Annotated in this window: 17 protein-coding genes; 13 read left to right on the forward strand and 4 right to left on the reverse strand. The window is 58.8% G+C overall.

From position 1 onward, the window contains the following. Window positions 1–16: 16 nt before the first annotated feature. Window positions 17–307, reverse strand: coding sequence for a DUF2782 domain-containing protein (locus ACYZUD_RS23635; RefSeq protein ID WP_462020395.1), 291 nt, complete (start codon window positions 305–307; stop codon window positions 17–19). 74 nt (window positions 308–381) lie between these two features. Here ACYZUD_RS23635 and polA point away from each other — a divergent pair, with 74 nt between their 5' ends. Continuing rightward, window positions 382–3,153 (forward strand): DNA polymerase I, encoded by a 2,772-nt coding sequence (polA, locus tag ACYZUD_RS23640; protein WP_462020396.1) that lies wholly within the window; start codon window positions 382–384, stop codon window positions 3,151–3,153. A gap of 288 nt (window positions 3,154–3,441) precedes the next feature. On the opposite strand, the gene yihA is transcribed toward polA, so the two are convergent. Then, complete coding sequence (gene yihA, locus ACYZUD_RS23645) at window positions 3,442–4,086, reverse strand: ribosome biogenesis GTP-binding protein YihA/YsxC (protein WP_462020397.1); 645 nt, start codon at window positions 4,084–4,086, stop codon at window positions 3,442–3,444. Between the two features lie 191 nt (window positions 4,087–4,277). Here yihA and ACYZUD_RS23650 point away from each other — a divergent pair, with 191 nt between their 5' ends. From ACYZUD_RS23650 to ACYZUD_RS23680, 7 genes are all read left to right on the forward strand, one after another. Continuing rightward, on the forward strand, window positions 4,278–4,568 hold the full coding sequence (locus tag ACYZUD_RS23650; RefSeq protein ID WP_462020398.1) for a c-type cytochrome: 291 nt from the start codon (window positions 4,278–4,280) through the stop codon (window positions 4,566–4,568). Window positions 4,569–4,614: 46 nt separating this feature from the next. After that, complete coding sequence (locus ACYZUD_RS23655; RefSeq protein WP_462020399.1) at window positions 4,615–5,226, forward strand: c-type cytochrome; 612 nt, start codon at window positions 4,615–4,617, stop codon at window positions 5,224–5,226. Window positions 5,227–5,426: 200 nt separating this feature from the next. Continuing rightward, window positions 5,427–6,068 carry a thiol:disulfide interchange protein DsbA/DsbL gene (locus ACYZUD_RS23660; protein ID WP_462020400.1) on the forward strand — a complete coding sequence of 214 codons (642 nt, stop codon included), beginning with the start codon at window positions 5,427–5,429 and terminating at the stop codon, window positions 6,066–6,068. A gap of 14 nt (window positions 6,069–6,082) precedes the next feature. Then, window positions 6,083–6,961, forward strand: a complete 879-nt coding sequence (locus ACYZUD_RS23665; protein WP_462020401.1) for an endonuclease/exonuclease/phosphatase family protein — start codon at window positions 6,083–6,085, stop codon at window positions 6,959–6,961. Next, on the forward strand, window positions 6,958–9,024 hold the full coding sequence (locus ACYZUD_RS23670) for a GGDEF domain-containing protein (RefSeq protein WP_462020402.1): 2,067 nt from the start codon (window positions 6,958–6,960) through the stop codon (window positions 9,022–9,024). Before ACYZUD_RS23665 ends, ACYZUD_RS23670 begins: the two co-directional genes overlap by 4 nt. 103 nt (window positions 9,025–9,127) lie before the next feature. Then, a complete protein-coding gene (locus tag ACYZUD_RS23675) occupies window positions 9,128–9,910 on the forward strand; it encodes an N-acetylmuramoyl-L-alanine amidase (protein WP_462020403.1) in 783 nt (260 codons plus the stop codon). A gap of 75 nt (window positions 9,911–9,985) precedes the next feature. Further along, window positions 9,986–11,599 carry an EAL domain-containing protein gene (locus ACYZUD_RS23680; RefSeq protein WP_462020404.1) on the forward strand — a complete coding sequence of 538 codons (1,614 nt, stop codon included), beginning with the start codon at window positions 9,986–9,988 and terminating at the stop codon, window positions 11,597–11,599. A 7-nt stretch (window positions 11,600–11,606) separates the two neighbouring features. Here the strand turns inward: ACYZUD_RS23680 and ACYZUD_RS23685 are convergent, their stop codons facing one another. Together ACYZUD_RS23685 and algB are read right to left on the reverse strand one after the other, a co-directional pair. Beyond that, window positions 11,607–13,397 carry an ATP-binding protein gene (locus ACYZUD_RS23685; RefSeq protein WP_462020405.1) on the reverse strand — a complete coding sequence of 597 codons (1,791 nt, stop codon included), beginning with the start codon at window positions 13,395–13,397 and terminating at the stop codon, window positions 11,607–11,609. A 10-nt stretch (window positions 13,398–13,407) separates the two neighbouring features. Beyond that, window positions 13,408–14,754, reverse strand: coding sequence for a sigma-54-dependent response regulator transcription factor AlgB (gene algB, locus ACYZUD_RS23690; RefSeq protein WP_462020406.1), 1,347 nt, complete (start codon window positions 14,752–14,754; stop codon window positions 13,408–13,410). A 437-nt stretch (window positions 14,755–15,191) separates the two neighbouring features. Between algB and ACYZUD_RS23695 the strand changes: the two genes are divergently transcribed. The 5 genes from ACYZUD_RS23695 to ACYZUD_RS23715 all read left to right on the forward strand — a co-directional run bounded on the left by ACYZUD_RS23695 (window position 15,192) and on the right by ACYZUD_RS23715 (window position 19,659). After that, window positions 15,192–15,476 carry a hypothetical protein gene (locus ACYZUD_RS23695; protein ID WP_462020407.1) on the forward strand — a complete coding sequence of 95 codons (285 nt, stop codon included), beginning with the start codon at window positions 15,192–15,194 and terminating at the stop codon, window positions 15,474–15,476. An 81-nt stretch (window positions 15,477–15,557) separates the two neighbouring features. Next, window positions 15,558–15,722 (forward strand): DUF1328 domain-containing protein, encoded by a 165-nt coding sequence (locus tag ACYZUD_RS23700; RefSeq protein ID WP_003177151.1) that lies wholly within the window; start codon window positions 15,558–15,560, stop codon window positions 15,720–15,722. A 2-nt stretch (window positions 15,723–15,724) separates the two neighbouring features. Next, the gene (locus ACYZUD_RS23705) at window positions 15,725–16,189 is read left to right on the forward strand and encodes an inhibitor of vertebrate lysozyme family protein (protein ID WP_462020408.1); all 465 of its coding nucleotides are present in this window, start codon (window positions 15,725–15,727) and stop codon (window positions 16,187–16,189) included. A 704-nt stretch (window positions 16,190–16,893) separates the two neighbouring features. Next, a complete protein-coding gene (gene gltP, locus ACYZUD_RS23710) occupies window positions 16,894–18,225 on the forward strand; it encodes a glutamate/aspartate:proton symporter GltP (protein ID WP_462020409.1) in 1,332 nt (443 codons plus the stop codon). A 204-nt stretch (window positions 18,226–18,429) separates the two neighbouring features. Continuing rightward, window positions 18,430–19,659 carry a nucleoside recognition domain-containing protein gene (locus ACYZUD_RS23715; RefSeq protein ID WP_462020410.1) on the forward strand — a complete coding sequence of 410 codons (1,230 nt, stop codon included), beginning with the start codon at window positions 18,430–18,432 and terminating at the stop codon, window positions 19,657–19,659. Window positions 19,660–19,744: the final 85 nt, after the last annotated feature.

Below are 19,744 nucleotides of genomic sequence, written 5' to 3' on the forward strand. Positions count from 1 at the left end.
AATTGAAATTAAGAAACTACTTCCACTCAAAAATCTTCCACGACGGAATCAGCATATCCGGCTGATCCGAGCGGATGAAGTTACCGTCCGACCCATCCGCGCGTACCAGAAAGTACGGCTTACCAACCTTCGGAGTGACCTGGATGGCATACAGGAAGCCGTTCTGGCGATACTCCTTGATCGTATTGTCGCCTTCCGTGCGGATGGTCACATCCGGTTCCGGCGACGGTGCATCGTCCGCCGCCATGACGGCCAATGGTGCGATTGCAAACAAGCCAGCCAGCAACAGGCGATTTAGTGTGCGCATGATAACCTTGTCCCTTTGTCGTCAACGGTCCCGCTATTCTAGCGCCGGACCCGCCGAAAAGGTTGATCCTGCTCATGAGCCAAGCCCCCCTCGTCCTGGTGGACGGTTCTTCTTACCTGTACCGCGCCTTTCACGCCCTGCCACCGCTGACCACGTCCAAAGGTCTGCCGACCGGTGCGGTCAAAGGCGTGTTGAACATGCTCAAGAGTCTGCGCAAGCAGTACCCTGACAGCCCCTTCGCCGTGGTGTTCGACGCCAAGGGTGGGACGTTTCGCGATGACATGTACGCCGAATACAAGGCCAATCGTCCGAGCATGCCCGACGACATGCGTGTCCAGATCGAGCCACTGCACCAGAGCGTGATCGCCCTGGGCTTCCCGCTCCTGTGCGTCGAAGGCGTCGAAGCCGATGACGTGATCGGCACTTTGGCCCGCAGTAGCGCGGCGGCCGACCGTCCGGTGATCATCTCCACCGGCGACAAGGACATGGCGCAACTGGTCGACGGCCACATTACCTTGGTCAATACCATGACCGGTAGCGCGCTGGACGTAGAGGGCGTGAAGGAGAAATTCGGCGTCGCTCCCGAGCAGATCATCGATTATCTGGCACTGATGGGCGATTCTTCCGACAACATTCCGGGCGTTCCGGGTATTGGTCCGAAAACCGCTTCCGGCCTGTTGGTGGGCGTTAACGGCGGCCTGACCGAGCTTTACGCTCAGCTCGACATCGTTCCGACCCTGCCGATTCGCGGCGCCAAGACCCTGCCGGCCAAGCTTGAAGAGCACAAGGAGATGGCGTTCCTTTCCTATCAACTGGCGACGATCAAGATCGACGTGCCGCTGGACATCGGCCTCGATGACCTGCAAATGGGCAAGCCCGATCACGACAAGCTCGCCGAGCTCTACACCCTGCTGGAATTCAAGAGCTGGTTCGAAGAGAATCAGCGCGACGCCAAGCGTTCCGGCCAGGAAGTCAGCGCTCCAGTGACTGAAGACGCCGCTGGCGATACCGAACTCAAGTACACCACCGTCCTCACCCAGGCCGATTTCGACCTGTGGCTGAAGAAGCTCAACGACGCCAAACTGTTTGCCTTCGACACCGAAACCACCGGCATCGATGCGCAACAGGCGCAACTGGTAGGCCTGTCTTTCGCGGTACAAGCCAACGAAGCGGCCTACATCCCGCTGACCCATTCCTACATGGGCGTGCCGGATCAGCTGGATCGCGACACCGTGCTGCGCGCACTGAAACCGATTCTGGAAGACCCGAGCAAACTCAAGGTCGGCCAGCACGCCAAGTTCGACATGAACATCCTGGCCAACTGCGCCATTGGTGGCGATCAACGTTGCTGCATCACCGTGCAAGGCATTGCCTTCGACACCATGCTCGAATCCTACGTGCTGGACTCCACCGCGACCCGCCACGACATGGACAGCCTGGCGCTCAAATACCTGAATCACACCACCACCAGCTTCCAGGACATCGCGGGCAAGGGTGCCAAGCAGCTGACCTTTGACCAGATCTCCCTCGAGCTGGCCGGACCTTACGCCGCCGAAGACGCCGATGTGACGCTGCGTCTGCATCAAACGCTGCAGGAAAAGCTCAACGCGATCCCGAGCCTGAGCAAAGTTCTGAGCGAGATCGAAATGCCGCTGGTGCCCGTATTGGCGCGAATCGAACGCCAGGGTGCGCTGGTCGATGCCAACCTGTTGGGCATTCAGAGTGTTGAACTGGGCGAGAAAATGGTCGCCCTGGAGCGTGAGGCCTTTGCTATCGCCGGAGAGGAATTCAACCTCGGCTCGCCGAAGCAATTGGGTGTGATCCTGTACGAAAAACTCGGCCTGCCGATCCTCAGCAAGACCGCCAAGGGCCAGGCCTCTACCGCCGAGGCCGTACTGGCGGAACTGGCCGAGCAAGATTTCCCGCTGCCTAAAGTACTGATGCAGTACCGCTCGATGAGCAAGCTGAAAAGCACTTACACCGATCGGCTGCCGGAACAAATCAACCCGCGTACCGGGCGGATTCACACGTCGTATCATCAAGCCGTTGCGGCGACAGGGCGTTTGTCGTCCAGCGATCCGAACCTGCAGAACATCCCGATTCGTACCGCCGAAGGTCGTCGGATTCGTCAGGCGTTCGTCGCGCCAAAAGGCTACAAACTGCTGGCGGCGGACTACTCGCAGATTGAGTTGCGGATCATGGCGCACCTGGCCAAGGACGAAGGTTTGTTGCACGCCTTCCGCAATGACCTGGACGTGCACAAAGCCACGGCGGCCGAAGTCTTCGGGGTTGAGTTGGCGCAGGTCACCACTGATCAGCGTCGCAGCGCCAAGGCGATCAACTTCGGTTTGATCTACGGCATGAGTGCGTTTGGCTTGGCCAAGCAGATCGGCGTGGATCGGAAACAGTCCCAGGCGTACATCGACCGCTATTTCGCCCGCTATCCAGGTGTCCTGGAATACATGGAGCGCACTCGCGCCCAGGCTGCCGAGCAAGGTTTCGTCGAAACCATCTTTGGTCGCCGCCTGTACCTGCCGGACATCAACGCGAAAAACCCGGCCCTGCGCAAAGGTGCCGAGCGCACGGCGATCAACGCCCCGATGCAAGGCACCGCGGCAGACATCATCAAGAAAGCCATGGTCGCGGTGGATAACTGGCTGACCTCGTCAGGCCTCGATGCCAAAGTCATTCTGCAGGTGCACGATGAATTGGTTCTTGAGGTGCGCGAAGATCTGGTCGACCAGGTTCGTGAGGAAATTCGCGTGCACATGAGTGACGCCGCGAAGCTGGATGTGCCGCTTTTGGTCGAGGTTGGTGTAGGAAATAACTGGGATGAGGCTCACTGAGCCGCCTGAAAAGGCGTTTTCCGCTGCGGCATAGTGCCGCGGCAGAAAATGGCGAAGAGCGATTATTTCGAAAAGTGCTTGGGCTTATTTCCAATGGATTTTGAACCCCTTCGGAACTAAACCTGTGAACCGCCACTCAGAGTTACTGAATGGCTGGTGAAGCCCTTCGATGCTCCTATGTTGTGTTAAGTGTTGGCAGATATCTGGACCCCGCCCTAGCGGTCCGGAACTTGAACCCCGGAACTTCCCCCTCCCCATAAGAAGTCCGGGGTTTTTTTTGCCTGCGATTTACTGCTCGGCAACCTCGGAGCCCTTGTTTGCCAGTTCCATCCAGCCCGCCAGTACAGTGTAGGCGTCTTCCAGGCCCATGCGTTTGGGTGCCGAAAACAGCTGGATAGTGATCGTGTCGCCCCAACCCTTGCGGATATCTGCCTGAACCTTGAGCAGGACGTTTTTCGCCGCGCCGTAGGTCAGCTTGTCCGCCTTGGTCAGCAAAATGTGCATCGGCATGCCGCTGGCGACGGCCCAGTCGAGCATCAACAGGTCAAAGTCAGTCATTGGATGACGGATGTCCATCATCAAAATCAAACCCTTCAAACTCTCGCGCCCGCCCAGATAGGCTTCCAGGTGACGCTGCCAGTGCAGCTTCAACGGGATCGGCACTTTCGCGTAACCGTAACCCGGCAGGTCGACCAGACGGCGTTCATCGTCTAGCTTGAAGAAGTTCAACAACTGCGTGCGCCCCGGAGTTTTCGAGGTGCGCGCCAGACTGGCGTGCGTCAGGGTGTTCAGGGCACTGGATTTGCCAGCGTTGGAACGCCCGGCGAAGGCCACTTCAAAGCCTTCATCGTCCGGACATTGGTCGACTTTGGCAGCGCTGAGCATGAAGGTGGACTGTTGGCACAGGCCGAGGATGGGGTTCTTGAGTTGCATGGGATTTCCGATGTGGGCGGCGCCGGGAATGGACGCGGCGAGCAGTGTCGTTTCCGTTTCAGTGACGCCAGTATATAATGCCGCAGATTTTGTGTGCGCTTTGTCCCAGCGTAGGATGAAGTTCACGAGAGCGATTGGCCTTGATTGCGCACTAGAACGCAGAACGCTCTCAACCCTGAAAAGGTCGTTTTATGACGAAATGGCTGCTAGCTGCCGGTGTCTTGATGCCGCTTTACAGCGCTCAGGCTACACAGGATCCGGAAGCTGTGTACAACCGTGTTTGTGGTGCCTGTCATTCCGGCCAACTACCCATGGCGCCCAAGAAGGGCGATCAGGAAGCTTGGACGCCGAGGTTGGCGAAAGGTATGGAGACGCTGGTGCAACACGTGACCCAGGGTTTCAAGGCGATGCCGCCGCGTGGTTTGTGCATGGACTGCAGTGCCGAGGATTACCAAGTCATCATCCAGTGGATGAGCGAGTGATCCCGGTCCATAACTCTTTAACCCTTAGCCGTAGTTGGATTAGCTGATGAACAAATTGATCGTGAGTCTGCTGTTGACCGTGGGGATCTCCGGCATTGCCCATGCTGCAGGTGATGCGACTGCTGGTCAGGCGAAAGCCGCAGTATGTGGCGCCTGTCATGGCCCGGATGGTAATAGCATGGCGCCTAACTTTCCGAAACTGGCAGGTCAGGGCGAACGTTATCTGAACAAGCAGTTGCACGACATCAAATCCGGCAAGCGCACCGTCCTGGAAATGACCGGCCTGCTGACCAACCTGAGCGATCAGGACCTGGCTGATATCTCTGCCTATTTCGCCAGCCAGAAAGGCAGTGTTGGCGCCGCCGACCCTAAAATCATGGCTCGCGGTGAAGCACTGTTCCGTGGCGGTGATCTGGCGAAGGGCCTGCCATCCTGCACCGGCTGCCACTCTCCAGACGGCAAGGGCAACGCGGCTGCCGGCTTCCCGCATCTGGGTGGCCAGCACGCGCAGTATGTAGCCAAACAACTGACCGACTTCCGCAAAGAAGAAGGTGGTCGGGCCAACGATGGCGATACCAAACCAATGCAGAGCATCGCCAAAAAGCTGAGCGATGAAGATATCGCAGCGGTGTCCAGCTACATTCAGGGCCTGCATTAAGATCGGCGAATCGGGCGTTAAGCGAGGCGTACATCTCCTGCAACGTTAACGCTCTATTAATCCGTCGCAGCAAGTATAAAAAGGGTGGCTTAGGCCGCCCTTTTTTGTGGCCGCTGCCGTTACACTACAGAACTCAAGCCCGCCATGATCTGTCTGAAAACAGGTCGCGCGAGGCGACCCAAATTGTCTAGGAGTAAAGCATGCGTAATCTGATCATCAGCGCCGCACTCGTCGCTGCCAGCCTGTTCGGCATGACTGCCCAAGCTGCCGAAGCACCCGCCGCACCTTATGTCGAACTGAGTAATCCCGTTCCGGTGGCCGTGCCTGGCAAGATCGAAGTGGTGGAGCTGTTCTGGTACGGCTGCCCGCACTGCTATGCTTTCGAACCAGTGATCAACCCTTGGGTAGAGAAGCTGCCGTCCGACGTTAATTTCGTCCGTATTCCTGCGATGTTCGGCGGCCCTTGGGACGCACACGGCCAAATGTTCCTGACCCTGGAAGCCATGGGCGTCGAGAGCAAGGTTCACGCTGCGGTGTTCAACGCCATTCAGAAAGAACACAAGAAACTGACGGCTCCAGAAGAAATGGCAGAATTCCTGGCAACTCAGGGCGTCGACAAAGACAAATTCCTGGCCACCTTCAACTCCTTCGCCATCAAGGGCAAGATCGTCCAGGCCAAAGAGCTGGCAAAGAAATATGAAATCTCCGGCGTTCCGACCATGATCGTCAACGGCAAGTATCGCTTTGACGTGGGTTCCGCCGGCGGCGCCGAGCAAGCCCTGCAGTTGGCCGACAAACTGGTCGACAAAGAGCGAGCGGCAACCAAGGCTGCTGCCAACTAAGCGCGGCGACTGCCATGCGCCGCTGGGGAACTGAACGCGTCGTTGGCCTGCATGATCCGCGGGTCAACGAGCATCATCTGGAATCGACGGGCTTGCCCGCGGACAGCCGTCTGCGTTTGCTCAGTTTCAATATCCAGGTCGGCATCAGTACCGAGCGGTATCGGCACTACCTGACCCGGGGCTGGCAACACCTGTTGCCGCACACCGGGCGTGCCGACAATCTGCAAAAGATCGGCAATCTGTTGGGCGACTTCGATCTGGTCGCCCTGCAGGAAGCCGATGGCGGCAGCCTGCGATCAGGCTACGTCAATCAGGTCGAACACCTGGCCCAGCTCGGTGCATTCCCCTACTGGTACCAACAACTCAATCGCAATCTCGGTCGTCTCGGCCAGCACAGCAATGGTGTGCTCAGCCGCCTGCGCCCGTGGGCGATCGAAGATCATCCGCTGCCGGGCCCCAAAGGTCGCGGGGCGATTCTGGTGCGCTTCGGCGAGGGTCCGGAGGCGCTCGTGGTGGTGATGATGCACCTGGCGCTGGGCGCCCGCGCCCGCAGCATGCAACTGGCTTACATCCGCGAGTTGATCGGCGGTTATAAACACCAGGTGCTGATGGGTGACATGAACACCCACGCCAGCGATTTGCTGCAAAACTCTCCGTTGCGTGACCTCGGCCTGCTAGCGCCGCAACTGGAAGCGACCTTCCCCAGTTGGCGCCCGCAACGCTGCCTGGACCACATTCTGCTGAGCCCGACCCTGACACTTGAAAAGGTCGAAGTGCTGGCACAACCCATTTCCGATCACCTGCCGGTCGCGGTAGAGATTCGTCTGCCGGGTTCGCTCACGGCCGATGCATTGCCCGCGTTGAGTCCTGCCCTTCGCGGAACCCATGAATGAGCGACGAAACACAGCGCTGGAAAGAGAAATACCTTAAAAGCATCGAACAACAGGAAAAGCTCGAGCGTCGATGGGACGCCCGGCTCGACCTGCTGCGCCGCGGGCTGGTGCGCAGCACGCTGGCGGCCGAGGGCACCGATCGCGCGGTTGACCAGTGCATGAAGGAAATGCGCGAAGTCGTGCGTACCGATGACATGGACGCCGGCCTGGCCGCCCTCCTTCCACGGCTGGAAAAAGCCGTGCTCGACTCCGAACAACGCCGGGAAACCCGAGTCAATCAGACCAGTGCCGCACTCACCGCGCTGGTCACTCAGCTGCAAACATTGCCGCTGCCCCGGGAAGTCAGACGGCCACTGAAGAACTTCGCCAAACAACTGGACGGACGCGTCGGCCATGCACGCGAGATTCCCTTGTTGCTCAGCGAACTGAGCGGCTTGCAAGGTAAAGCCCTGAGTCAACTTGAGAACCCAGCGGAACCTGATCGGCCGAGTTTACTGCAGCGACTGTTTGGCAGTCGTGAAGCCGATGAGGCGACACCCCAGGCTGCCGTCCCCGCGATACAGGCACCCGCCCCGTTGCCTGTCGAACTGGTTGCTGCGCCGCTTGCCGAAATACCACGAGCAACCGTTGATCCCGCACCAGCCGTCGATGAACCACACGTTGCGCTGCCGGTCGCGCCCGCGGCTGTGCCCGAGCCACTGGAAATCGAGACGCCCCCTGCAACGACGCATTCCCCGGCAATCGTGGCGTTTGTCCCACCAGTCCTTGAACCTCAACAGGCCCACACCCCGCAAGCGCAGACCCAACCGGACATTGAGCAACCAGAAGAGCCAGCTCCACCTGTCATCACGCAACCAGTTCAGGCTCAACCGGCCATCAATCCCGACGAGCTGACTCCGGCAGTGTTTCTCGACAGCCTGCCACTCCCTTCGGCCATGGCCCAGGCGCTGGCCGCAATCGATCCGGAACAACCCGAACACGATATTCTCTACGCCCTTCCGGACTCACCCGAGCCGTCCTATAGCTCCGTGGCCAAGCACATTGAAGACACGCTGCTGGGCCTGCTCGACGACCTGACGCTGCCAGAGCGCCATCGTCCGCAAGCCGAAGCGATGCGCGATCGCCTGCAAAATGGCTTGAACTGGTATGAATTGCTGCCGATCCTCGACGACCTGGCAACCTTGATGCTGGCGATCACCGACAGCGGCCAACACGAATTCGAAGCGTATCTGCAACAACTCAACGAACGGCTCGAGTCGTTCCAGAGCAACTTGCAAGCCGCCAGCGAGGGTCATGCCGACAACCGCACTGCCGCGCGTGCGATGGACACGCAGATCCGCGAGCACGTAGACGGCTTGCAGAGCAGCATGCAGGAAGCGGCGAACCTGGACGACCTCAAGCACGCTCTGGAAAACCACCTCGAAGGCTTGCTCGGCACCATGGATCATCACCGCAAGCAGCGCGACGAGCGCGAACAGGAGGTGGCGGCCCGGCTGCATGGCCTGGCCGAACGTGTGGCCCACATGGAGCAGGAAGCCCTGGGTTATCGCGAACATCTCGAAGAGCAACGTCAGAAAGCCTTGATCGACCCGCTGACGGGCCTGCCCAACCGAGCGGCCTGGAGCGAACGGCTGGATCACGAAATCAGCCAATGGCAGCAACATGGCAACACCCTGTTGCTGGCCATGCTCGACCTCGACCACTTCAAACGCATCAACGACAACTATGGCCACCTGGCAGGCGACAAAGTGCTGAAAATCATCGCCAGCGTGCTGCGCAAGCGCCTGCGTGGGGCGGATTTCATTGCCCGGTTCGGCGGCGAGGAGTTTGTCCTGTTGATGCCCGCCACCGCACCGGCGGTCGGCGCGAAACTGCTGGAAAACCTGCGTGCGGCGATCGAAGCCTGCCCTTTCCACTTCAAAGGCGAACGAGTAACCATCACCATCTCCATGGGGCTGGCTGCGTTCAAGCCCGGCGAACATAGCGATCTGGTGCTGAAAAGAGCCGATCAGGCGCTTTATCGTGCGAAACACGCTGGCCGTAACCAAGTGGAATTGAGCTAACCGCCAATTGTTCCATTTTGTTTAAATCAGCGGGTTTGCCGTTCTCACGCAAGGCAGTACGTTACACTGTTGCATTAATGTCTTGCGTGTACTGCCTTCCGCCATGAAATATCTTGCTCTCATCGTGTCGCTGATTCTGTTGGCCGGTTGCGCCAGCGGCCCCCGGTTCGACACCAGTCACCCTTCAGCCAATCACGACAGTCGCGTCCAGTTCGTGGTGCTGCATTACACGTCCGCGTCGCTGGAACGCTCACTGCAATTGCTGACCCACGGCGAAGTCAGCAGCCATTACCTGATCGGCGACGACAAAAACGCCACCATCTACAAGCTGATGGATGAAAACCTGCGGGCCTGGCACGCCGGGGAGAGTGAGTGGCAAGGGCGGACCTGGTTGAACTCCAGCTCCATCGGCATCGAAATCGTCAATCCGGGTTTCAAGCTGACACCGACCGGAGAGCGCTACTGGTATCCCTACAGCGAAGCCCAAACCCAGTCCTTGATTGTGCTGCTCAAGGACATCAGCAAGCGTTACGCCATCAACCCACGCAGCATCATCGGCCATAGCGACATCGCACCGCTGCGCAAGCTCGATCCGGGGCCGCTGTTCCCCTGGAAACGCCTGGCTGCCGAAGGCCTGGGCATCTGGCCGAACGAGCAAGCCGTAGCGCGTCAGCAAGTACCGTTTGAGGCCCAGTTACCAAGCATCAGTTGGTTTCAGACGCAGTTGGCCCGCCTGGGTTACGCCACACCGCAAACCGGTGAACTGGATGTCGCGACACACCATGTGATTGCGGCCTTTCAGATGCATTTCCGGCCTTCACGTTTCGACGGCATGCCCGATGCGCAAACCGCGGCGCTTCTACAGGTTTTGAATCAGACAAAATAATGACGCCCGCCCGACGGTAAAGGCTTTTTCTCAATCAGCAGCTATAACTCATTGGTAATTCTTCGGATATTCCATATGCCTGTTGCTCGGGAAACTTTACGTAGTTGGTTCTATCGCCCCTGTTTTTTGGCGATGCTGGCTGCTGCCTTGAGCACAACACTGTTGATGGCCGGCAGCCTGTTCGTGGCCATTCATCAGGTCGAGCAAAACGAAAGCCAGGAGATGAACGCCCAGGGCGAGCGCTTTCTCGCTCGCCTGGAGCAACTCTTCGGGCAACTGCGCGAAAGCCTTGATGATCTGGAAGCCCAGCCGCTTCGAAGCTGCGACGACGAAATGATCGCGACGTTGCAGCAGGTCACCTTCAATTACCGCTTCGTTTACGAAGCCGCTTACATGGACGCCTCGCGGATCTGCTCCAACCGTCCTCGCCAGGAAGGTCTGTCATTGATACGAGCACCGGATATCCAGGGACCGACCTACAGCTACTGGCTGAACACCACCACCGAACCCGATGAAAACCGTGCCGCACTGATGCTCGGGCGTGGCAATTTTCGCGTCGCGACGTCTCGCGGGCATTTGACCGACATGGTCGATCTGTCGCCCGGAAGCAGCCTTCTTGTCGTGCTCGACCACGGCTCGCGCGCGATTCCGGTACTGGGTACCTCGCAAGCCTGGCCTCCCACCGAACCCTGGCCGCCGAAAAGCCGTGATGCCTTGCAAGTCACCCAGACTCGCTTGATTTACCGAATGCCGACCAATAACCCGGAATATCAACTGGTGCTGATCACCCCGCGCACCGGCATGCATGTGCCAGCAGTCTGGTGGTGGCTGCTGCCGGCCAGCCTGGCGCTGGGCGTGTGCGTAGGCTTTCTGGTGTTTCTGCTGGTGCGCCAGCGACAGTCGCTGGACGCCGAATTGACTGGCGCGATACGACGAGGCGAGTTGCAGGTGTTGTATCAACCGATCTTCGATCTCGACAGTCGCAACTGTGTCGGGGCCGAAGCCTTGCTGCGCTGGCGAAGGCCGGACGGGACCCTGACCAGCCCCGACCTGTTTATTCCGATGGCGGAGAACACCGGCCAGATCCGGCAGATGACCGACTTCGTCCTGCAGCGCCTGCTTGAGCAGCTGGGTCATTTGTTGCGGGCCAATCCGCAACTGTACATCTCGGTCAACCTCGCGGCGTGCGACGTCATGGTGCCGCGCATTGGTCAGGTCATGGCGCGACTGCTGACCTTGCACCGGGTCGCAGCCAAGCAGATCGCCTTTGAGGTGACCGAACGGGGATTGATTGATGTAGTGGTGGCCCGGGAAAACCTGCAAGCCTTGCGCGATGTCGGGCATCAGGTGCTGATCGATGACTTTGGCACCGGCTATTGCAGCCTCGCCTACCTGCAAACCCTGCCGGTGGATTGCCTGAAAATCGACAAGGCCTTTATTGATGCATTGGGCCATGACGCGGCCAGCAGTGGCGTGGCCCCGCACATCATTCACATGGCCCAGGCTCTGCAGCTCAAGGTGATTGCCGAGGGCATCGAACATGAAGCCCAGGCGGCGTTTCTGAGCAGCGAAGGCGTCAAGTTCGGTCAGGGCTGGTTGTTCGCCCATGCGTTGAGCGCCGTGCAGTTCATCGAACTGATTACCCGAGGCCGCCGACTGGCCGGCCGACGCTTGGATGACGAAGCGTAAAAGCGCCTTAGACCGCCAGTGCCATATAGAACTGGGTACCCTGCCCCGGCCGCGAATAGACGCCCATCCGCCCACCGTGCAACTGCACGATTTCCTTGCACAGTGCCAGACCCAGCCCCGCGCCGCCCTTCTTGCGGCCCACCTGCACAAACGGTTCGAAAATCCGGCCCTGCTGACCGTAGGCAATGCCTTCGCCATTGTCCTCGACGCTGATTATCACCCGCTCACCATGACGCCGCGCCTGCAAACGTATCTGCCCCTCAGGGCCGGTATGGCGCAACGCGTTGTCGATCAGATTATCGAGCACTCGGTCCAGTTGGGGCTGATCGGCCTGTAACCATGGCAAGGGTCCCTGCACTTCCACCAGCAGATCGATGCCCTTTTCCCCCGCGACACCCGCAAACCGTGACCGAGCCTGCTCCAGCAAATCTTCGATGGAGCACGGCGCCAGCGTGAGTTTTTGCAATCCGTTCTGGTAGCGGGAGAAGTTCAGCAGGTCGTTGATCAATTGCATCAAGCGCTGCATCTCTTCATTCACGGTGTCCAGCAGATCGGCTTCACGCGAGTCCTCGGCAAAATGCGCGCGCTCGCGGAACAGACCGAACGCCATGTGCATCCCGGTGACCGGCGTTCGCAGCTCATGGGAGGCGCGTAACACAAACTCGCTGCGCACCCGTTCGAATGCTCGTTGTTCGGTGACGTCATGCAGCACCATCACAGCGCCGAGAATATGACCCTGCGTATGACTGACCGGCGTCAGGCTATAAGTCAGCAGCCGCGACTCACCATCAACTTCAACGCTCAAGTCTTCCGGCGCACGCTCGAGGGTGCCGCCACGCAGCACCAGTTGCAGCTGTTCATCCAGCTCGGGACGTTCGAGGGCCGTACCCAGGCCCTGACCGAGGCGATCGGTGTCCCAACCCAACTGACGCTGCGCCACCGGGTTGAGGTGTTCCAGATGGCCCTGTCGGTCGATCATCAGCAACCCATCGTCGATACTGTCGAGCACGGCCTGCAACCGTTGCTGGCCGGCGAGCAGCTCATCGATATTGGTGGCCTGATGCTGACGCAGAGCCTCGGCCATGATCCCGAAACGCTTGGTCAGCAGGTTCAACTCCACTGCCGAGGAAATCGGCAGGGTCACTTCGAAATTGCCTTGCCCGATATTGTCTGCCGCCTGGGCCAAGGCCTCGATCGGCGCGCCGAACCTTCGGGCGATGGCGTGTGCGGTCACGAAGCCAATAATCAGCACCGCCAGCCCCACCAGCCCGAGCAGCCCGGCAACCAGCAGCGCGCGCTCCCGAGACTGACGTTCGGTCGCATTGATGTTATCCAGCGCCTGCTTTTGTCTGGAGATCAGATCGTTGCGCAACGCGTTGAATTTTTCTGTGAGTTCTTCGTTGCCCCACAATACCTGTGTCGGTTCACGAGACAGGTCAAAAGCCTCGACGAAAGCCTGGTAGTCCGCCTTGGCTTGTTTGAAGCTGCCCGGGCCACCATCAGCGGGCTGCTCATGGGCGATGCCCTCGTCGAGCAACTCAAAGTATCGCCGCCGGGAGGCCTCGACCGCCCCGGGATCAGGTTTCTCGCTGAGCATGATCATCAACTGATCGCCCAGGGTCTGACGTAATTTCAACCCCAGGTCCAGAGTGACGAAGTTGTTGCGAACCAGCGCTTCCTGAGTACTCGCCATCTGCATCACGCTGACCAGCCCGAGCAAGAGCCCAAGCAATGCAACGGTGATCAATGCCGAAATACTCAGAAACAGCCGAGTGCGCAACTTCATCGCCAGTTTCATCGCAGACGGCTCACAGGTTGTACTGCTTGCGTTTGCGGTACAGCGTCGAGGCGTCGATGCCTAGCGTCTTGGCTGCCTGGTCCAATGTGTCGGCGGTGGCGAGAACCGCACCGATATGGGCTTTCTCCAGTTCATCCAGACTCAGTGCAGCGCCAATGCGTGGCGCGTTATTGACCGGAGTCTCAGCCATGCCCAAATGGCTGATCTCGACCCGCTCCTGGGGACAAATAATGCTCGCCCGCTCCACCACGTTGCGCAGCTCACGAATATTGCCCGGCCAGCGATAACCGAGCAGTGCCTCGCGAGCCTCGTCGCTGAAACCCCGCGCCGGACGGGCATATTCCTTGACGAAGCGGGCCAGGAATCGATCGGCCAGGGTCAGAATATCTTCCCTGCGTTCACGCAGCGGCGGCAGGTGCAAGGTGATGACATTCAGGCGATAGAGCAGGTCTTCCCGGAAACGGCCGTCGCGCACCATGTCTTCGAGGTTGAGGTTGGTGGCCGCGAGGATTCGCACATCGGCGCGGCGGGTCACCGGATCGCCAACGCGCTCATATTCCTTGTCCTGAATGAACCGCAGTAACTTGGGCTGCAACGTCAGGGGAAAGTCGCCGATCTCGTCGAGAAACAGCGTACCGCCATCCGCCTGATTCACACGACCCAGGGTGCTTTCGCTGGCCCCGGTGAACGCGCCACGGCTGTGACCGAAAAGCTCGCTTTCCATGAGCTCGGCGGTCAGCGACGGGCAGTTGATCGTGACGCAGGATTTCTTCGCACGCTTGCTCCAACCGTGAATGGCTTGGGACAACTCACCTTTACCGGTGCCGGACTCGCCGAGAATCAAAATATTGGCATCGGTGCTCGCCACTTGGCGGGCGGTTTCAAGCACCACTTTCATCGCGGGGCTGTGGGAGTCCAAACCATCCTTGGGTTTGCGTACTTCGCCTTCCAGGGCTTCTAGACGTGCCGACAGTTGCCGCACTTCCAGTTGCTTGGCGGTGGCCAGACGCAATTGATCGGGGCTGCACGGCTTGACCAGGTAATCGGCGGCACCGGCCTGAATCGCGTCCACTGCAGTGTCCACGGCCGAGTGAGCGGTGACGATCACCACCCGCATCCAGGGCGCCTGAATGCGCATCTGCGCCAGTACATCCAGGCCATTGTCTTCACCCAGGCGCAAATCAAGGAAGCACAGGTCGAAGACCTGACGTTGCAGCAATGCTTCAGCTTGCGCAGCGCTGTTGGCGGTAGCGACGCTGTAGCCTTCATCTTCAAGGCAGTAACGGAAGGTACGCAGGATGGCGGACTCATCGTCCACCAGCAGAATGCGGCCTTGATGCTCAGTGGCTGATTCCATTTTCCTACGCTCCTTAATGAGTGATCTTTGGTTAGTCCCGGAAAAATCGGGCAAGTTGCATGGTTGATTCTGGTCGATTCCAGCCATAGCAGGGTAGCTATCTCTTCACCCTACGGCTAATAACCTGATTTTGTTGGTTTTTAATCAAAAATCCGTTTTTCAGGCCATTGCCCGCGTCCACTTGTGACATCTGCGCCCTCCTCTCAATTCCAAAATATTGAAACTTCCTACGAATCCATCGTGCATTACGCACGACCTCAGGGGTGGCATCGTGCAGGATGCGTCCGAAGCGATTTTCACTACATTCATAACTAATTGATTTAAAACAACTTTAGTCTTAAAGAAAGCTGGCATGCACGCTGCAATAGTCTGGTTAACCCAGGGCAAAAGACGAATGCCCTAAACCAGATAACCACCAGTGTGGGAGGAGCTTCAGGATGAATCGCCAACGTGCCGCCCAGTTGCGTCTCTCGCCACTGCATATCCAGCAAGGTCTGTTTGCTGTTCTGGCGCTCTTGATCACCTTGATCGGCGGCCAGCAGTTTCAGCGCTGGGAACAGAGCCAGCAGCAAGAAGCGCCACGCCTGTCGATTCAACATCCGACTCAGACCCACTTCAGCGCCGCCAGCACGTTCGCTGACAGCGCCCCGATGCGAATGATGGACGTCGACCAGGCTCAGCCTGTGGATGAGATGCCTCCTCAGGAACGTTGGGTGTTCTAAACATACGAACTTGGCGCGTTCGATGCGCCGGGAAAAGCATCACAAGCAACATCTCTAAATAGAAGCGTAAGGAGAATCACCATGTTGAGCTGGGCAATTACATTCTTGATCATTGCCATCATCGCTGCAGTACTGGGCTTCGGTGGTATCGCGGGCACCGCCACGGGTATCGCCAAGATTCTCTTTGTCGTGTTCCTGGTGATGTTCATTGCTTCGTTCTTCTTTGGCCGTCGCGGTCGAGGTTGAAGATGAGCGTTTTACTAAAGACTTTGGCAGCCGCCCTGCTTCTGGGCGGTAGTGCCATGGCAATTGCAGCCAATGATGGCCAGGCTCGGGTCAACGAACTGTTGAGCGCTGACCCGCAGTTCCACGACACCTGGCAAGGCGTGGTGAAGAAGGAAGAACGCCTGCCGGAATGGGTGATGAACCTGTCCGGCGACGCCGAGCAAATGAATGCGGTTGAAGAAGATGGTGACAAGTATTTGGTGGGGCCGCTCTGCGAATCGCACGACACATGCCTTAACAAACGCTTGATCGTGGCCATCAGCTTCGACAAGAAGGATGCCTACGCCATGCTGGTCGAAGTGCCTGCGGGATTGCCGGCCGACAAGTCGCCGACGCGACATGCCGATTACCGCTTTCTCGGAAAGCCGGACCCGGGTATGCAGGAAATGTTGATGGAACAGCTGAAGAAAGATCCAAACTGGTACTGAGTTCGAAACAAGAGAGAAGCCACAGCGCTTCTTTCCGATGCGCTACCCGAGGAAGGTAGCCGCATGACCAAGGGGTCGGGACGTTCTGCCTGTTTCAGGGGCGGAGTGACCTACGGGTACAGGGAGTACCTGCGCGAGGGCCGGGTCAGATCAAGCTGCGACGCAAGTTCGCCGGCCAATCATGGCCCGACGAACTTGCGAAGAGCTTTGTCCACGCAAAGCATCGTCCTAGAGCGTTCAGCTCATCTCCCCTGCTTTACTTCCGTTTAATCCCTGCGAATGCGTTTGGCCGTGTTTTTTCATGACCGTATATCGAGAAAGCTGCGGCTAAATGTAAGAGAGATTTCGCCCTTGAACGTAGGCTTTTTCTGAAGTTTTAGCCCTCATCCCTCCGCTCCAAAAACAACCCACCTCCTCTGAAATGGCCGGTTCGCGGCACTTATGCCTGCCGAAATGTCGTATTCGAACCGGTTGGGACGTGAGTTTCATTTAAAAAAGCTCATGCCGATTCGGCATAGGGTAGGCGTTTACGGCATTAGACGTCGGTTCCTTGCATCGGAATAGTTGCGCCTTTTTTCGCCTGCCAGAGAGCCATGAACAAGCGCTCCGGGGCACCTTATACGGGGGCAGATGCACAGACTTTTTCGCCACGAGCGTTCCAGTTCTTGCATCTGCCTGAGTCAAACGCAAGTAAGGGTAAAGATATGAAGAAGGCAAAGCTTAGCCTCGCCTGGCAGATCCTCATCGGTCTGGTATTGGGGATTGCAATCGGTGCGCTGCTCAACCATTTCAGTGCCGAAAAAGCCTGGTGGATCAGCAATGTCCTGCAACCGGCGGGCGATATCTTTATCCGTCTGATCAAGATGATCGTGATCCCGATCGTGATCTCCTCGCTGATCGTCGGTATTGCGGGCGTCGGCGACGCGAAGAAGCTCGGCAGCATCGGCCTGAAGACCATCATCTACTTCGAGGTCGTCACCACGATCGCCATCGTCGTCGGTCTGGTGTTGGCCAATCTGTTCCACCCGGGTGCCGGCATCGACATGAGCACGCTGGGTACGGTGGATATTTCCAAGTACCAGGCCACTGCCGCCGAGGTCCAGCATGAACACGCGTTCATCGAAACCATCCTCAACCTGATCCCGTCGAACATCTTCGCGGCCATTGCCCGCGGCGAAATGCTGCCGATCATCTTCTTCTCGGTGCTGTTCGGTCTCGGCCTGTCGAGCCTGAAACCCGACTTGCGCGACCCGCTGGTGAAGTTGTTCCAGGGCGTATCGGAAAGCATGTTCAAGGTCACCCACATGATCATGAACTACGCCCCGATCGGCGTTTTCGCACTGATTGCAGTCACCGTGGCCAACTTCGGCTTCGCGTCCCTGCTGCCGCTGGCCAAACTGGTGATCCTGGTTTATTTCGCCATCGCCTTCTTCGCCTTCATGGTGCTGGGCCTGATTGCTCGCCTGTTCGGCTTCTCGGTGATCAAGCTGATGCGCATCTTCAAGGATGAGCTGGTGCTGGCCTACTCCACTGCCAGTTCCGAAACCGTGTTGCCACGCGTGATCGAGAAGATGGAAGCCTACGGCGCGCCGAAAGCCATTTGCAGCTTCGTGGTGCCGACCGGCTACTCGTTCAACCTCGACGGTTCGACCCTGTATCAGAGCATCGCGGCGATCTTCATTGCCCAGCTGTACGGCATCGACCTGTCCATCAGCCAGCAATTGCTGCTGGTGCTGACCCTGATGGTCACGTCCAAAGGCATCGCCGGTGTACCGGGCGTGTCCTTCGTGGTGCTGCTGGCCACCTTGGGCAGCGTGGGTATCCCGCTGGAAGGCCTGGCGTTTATCGCCGGTGTCGACCGCATCATGGACATGGCCCGCACCGCACTGAACGTGATCGGCAACGCCCTGGCCGTATTGGTCATCTCCCGTTGGGAAGGCATGTACGACGACGCCAAGGGCCAGCGCTACTGGAACTCCCTGCCGCACTGGCGCAGCAAGGAAAAATTGCCGGTTGGCGAGACCTCGAATAACTAATACAAAACCCTGTGGGAACGAGCCTGCTCGCGAAGGGCCCGGTACATTCAACATCTGCGTTGACTGGCACACCGCTTTCGCGAGCAGGCTCGCTCCCACAATGGTCCGTGTACATGCGCGTGAAACAAACCCCGGAGAAATCCGGGGTTTGTCGTTTCTGGCTACCCCGCTATCATTCGCTCCATTCTTTGGGGGATTCAACTGATGCTCAATGGCCTGTGGCTTGGCTTCTTCATCGTGGCTGCCGTTTCGGCGCTGGCGCAATGGTTGATCGGCGGGAACGCCGGGATCTTCGCGGCGATGGTGGAGAGCATCTTCGCCATGGCCAAATTGTCGGTCGAGGTCATGGTCCTGCTGTTCGGCACCCTCACCCTCTGGCTGGGTTTTCTGCGGATTGCCGAGAAGGCCGGGATCGTCGAGTGGCTGGCCAAGGCGCTGGGGCCATTGTTCCTGCGCTTGATGCCGGAAGTACCGGCCGGGCATCCCGCCATCGGCCTGATCACCCTGAACTTCGCCGCCAACGGCCTGGGCCTCGACAACGCTGCCACGCCGATCGGCCTCAAAGCCATGAAGGCGCTGCAAGAGCTCAACCCCAGCGACACCATCGCCAGCAACGCGCAGATCCTCTTTCTGGTGCTCAACGCCTCCTCCCTGACCCTGCTGCCGGTGACGATCTTCATGTACCGCGCCCAGCAAGGCGCGCCTGATCCGACACTGGTGTTCCTGCCGATCCTGCTGGCCACCAGTTGCTCGACCCTGGTCGGTCTGTTGTCGGTGGCGGTCATGCAACGTCTGCGGCTGTGGGACCCGGTGGTGCTCGCGTACATGATTCCCGGCGCCCTGATACTCGGTGGCTTCATGGCGCTGCTGGCGACGCTCTCGGCGACCGCTCTGGCCAGCCTGTCATCGATCCTCGGCAACCTGACGCTGTTCGGCCTGATCATGCTGTTTCTGGTGATCGGTGCATTACGCAAAGTGAAGGTCTACGAGGCGTTCATCGAAGGCGCGAAAGAAGGTTTCGATGTCGCCAAGAACCTGCTGCCGTATCTGGTGGCGATGCTTTGCGCAGTCGGCGTGCTGCGTGCGTCCGGGGCGCTGGATTTTGGTCTGGACGGGATTCGGCATCTGGTGGAATGGGCCGGCTGGGACACGCGTTTCGTCGATGCGTTGCCGACCGCAATGGTCAAACCTTTCTCCGGCAGCGCCGCCCGGGCGATGCTGATCGAAACCATGAAGACGTCGGGAGTGGACAGCTTCCCGGCACTGGTGGCGGCGACGATTCAGGGCAGTACCGAAACGACCTTCTATGTGCTGGCGGTGTACTTCGGTGCGGTAGGCATCCAGCGGGCGCGGCATGCGGTGGGGTGTGCGCTGCTGGCGGAACTTGCCGGGGTTCTCGGCGCGATCGGCGTTTGCTACTGGTTCTTCGGCTAACCGAGATCCCCTTGTGGGAGCGAGCCTGCTCGCGATAGCGGTGTATCAGTCGACATAAATGCTGGCTGTTGCTCCGTCATCGCGA

The sequence above is a fragment of the Pseudomonas sp. XS1P51 genome, assembly GCF_054897845.1.

Excerpts from the sequence above, each read along its gene's own strand:
- ACYZUD_RS23685 (WP_462020405.1), bottom strand. The coding sequence starts at position 13,397 with ATGAAACTGGCGATGAAGTTGCGCACTCGGCTGTTTCTGAGTATTTCG.
- ACYZUD_RS23635 (WP_462020395.1), bottom strand. The coding sequence starts at position 307 with ATGCGCACACTAAATCGCCTGTTGCTGGCTGGCTTGTTTGCAATCGCA.
- ACYZUD_RS23715 (WP_462020410.1), top strand. The coding sequence starts at position 18,430 with ATGCTCAATGGCCTGTGGCTTGGCTTCTTCATCGTGGCTGCCGTTTCG.
- yihA (WP_462020397.1), bottom strand. The coding sequence starts at position 4,086 with ATGCAACTCAAGAACCCCATCCTCGGCCTGTGCCAACAGTCCACCTTC.
- ACYZUD_RS23665 (WP_462020401.1), top strand. The coding sequence starts at position 6,083 with ATGCGCCGCTGGGGAACTGAACGCGTCGTTGGCCTGCATGATCCGCGG.
- ACYZUD_RS23675 (WP_462020403.1), top strand. The coding sequence starts at position 9,128 with ATGAAATATCTTGCTCTCATCGTGTCGCTGATTCTGTTGGCCGGTTGC.
- ACYZUD_RS23695 (WP_462020407.1), top strand. The coding sequence starts at position 15,192 with ATGAATCGCCAACGTGCCGCCCAGTTGCGTCTCTCGCCACTGCATATC.
- ACYZUD_RS23655 (WP_462020399.1), top strand. The coding sequence starts at position 4,615 with ATGAACAAATTGATCGTGAGTCTGCTGTTGACCGTGGGGATCTCCGGC.
- polA (WP_462020396.1), top strand. The coding sequence starts at position 382 with ATGAGCCAAGCCCCCCTCGTCCTGGTGGACGGTTCTTCTTACCTGTAC.
- ACYZUD_RS23680 (WP_462020404.1), top strand. The coding sequence starts at position 9,986 with ATGCCTGTTGCTCGGGAAACTTTACGTAGTTGGTTCTATCGCCCCTGT.
- gltP (WP_462020409.1), top strand. The coding sequence starts at position 16,894 with ATGAAGAAGGCAAAGCTTAGCCTCGCCTGGCAGATCCTCATCGGTCTG.
- ACYZUD_RS23705 (WP_462020408.1), top strand. The coding sequence starts at position 15,725 with ATGAGCGTTTTACTAAAGACTTTGGCAGCCGCCCTGCTTCTGGGCGGT.
- ACYZUD_RS23700 (WP_003177151.1), top strand. The coding sequence starts at position 15,558 with ATGTTGAGCTGGGCAATTACATTCTTGATCATTGCCATCATCGCTGCA.
- ACYZUD_RS23670 (WP_462020402.1), top strand. The coding sequence starts at position 6,958 with ATGAGCGACGAAACACAGCGCTGGAAAGAGAAATACCTTAAAAGCATC.
- ACYZUD_RS23660 (WP_462020400.1), top strand. The coding sequence starts at position 5,427 with ATGCGTAATCTGATCATCAGCGCCGCACTCGTCGCTGCCAGCCTGTTC.
- algB (WP_462020406.1), bottom strand. The coding sequence starts at position 14,754 with ATGGAATCAGCCACTGAGCATCAAGGCCGCATTCTGCTGGTGGACGAT.
- ACYZUD_RS23650 (WP_462020398.1), top strand. The coding sequence starts at position 4,278 with ATGACGAAATGGCTGCTAGCTGCCGGTGTCTTGATGCCGCTTTACAGC.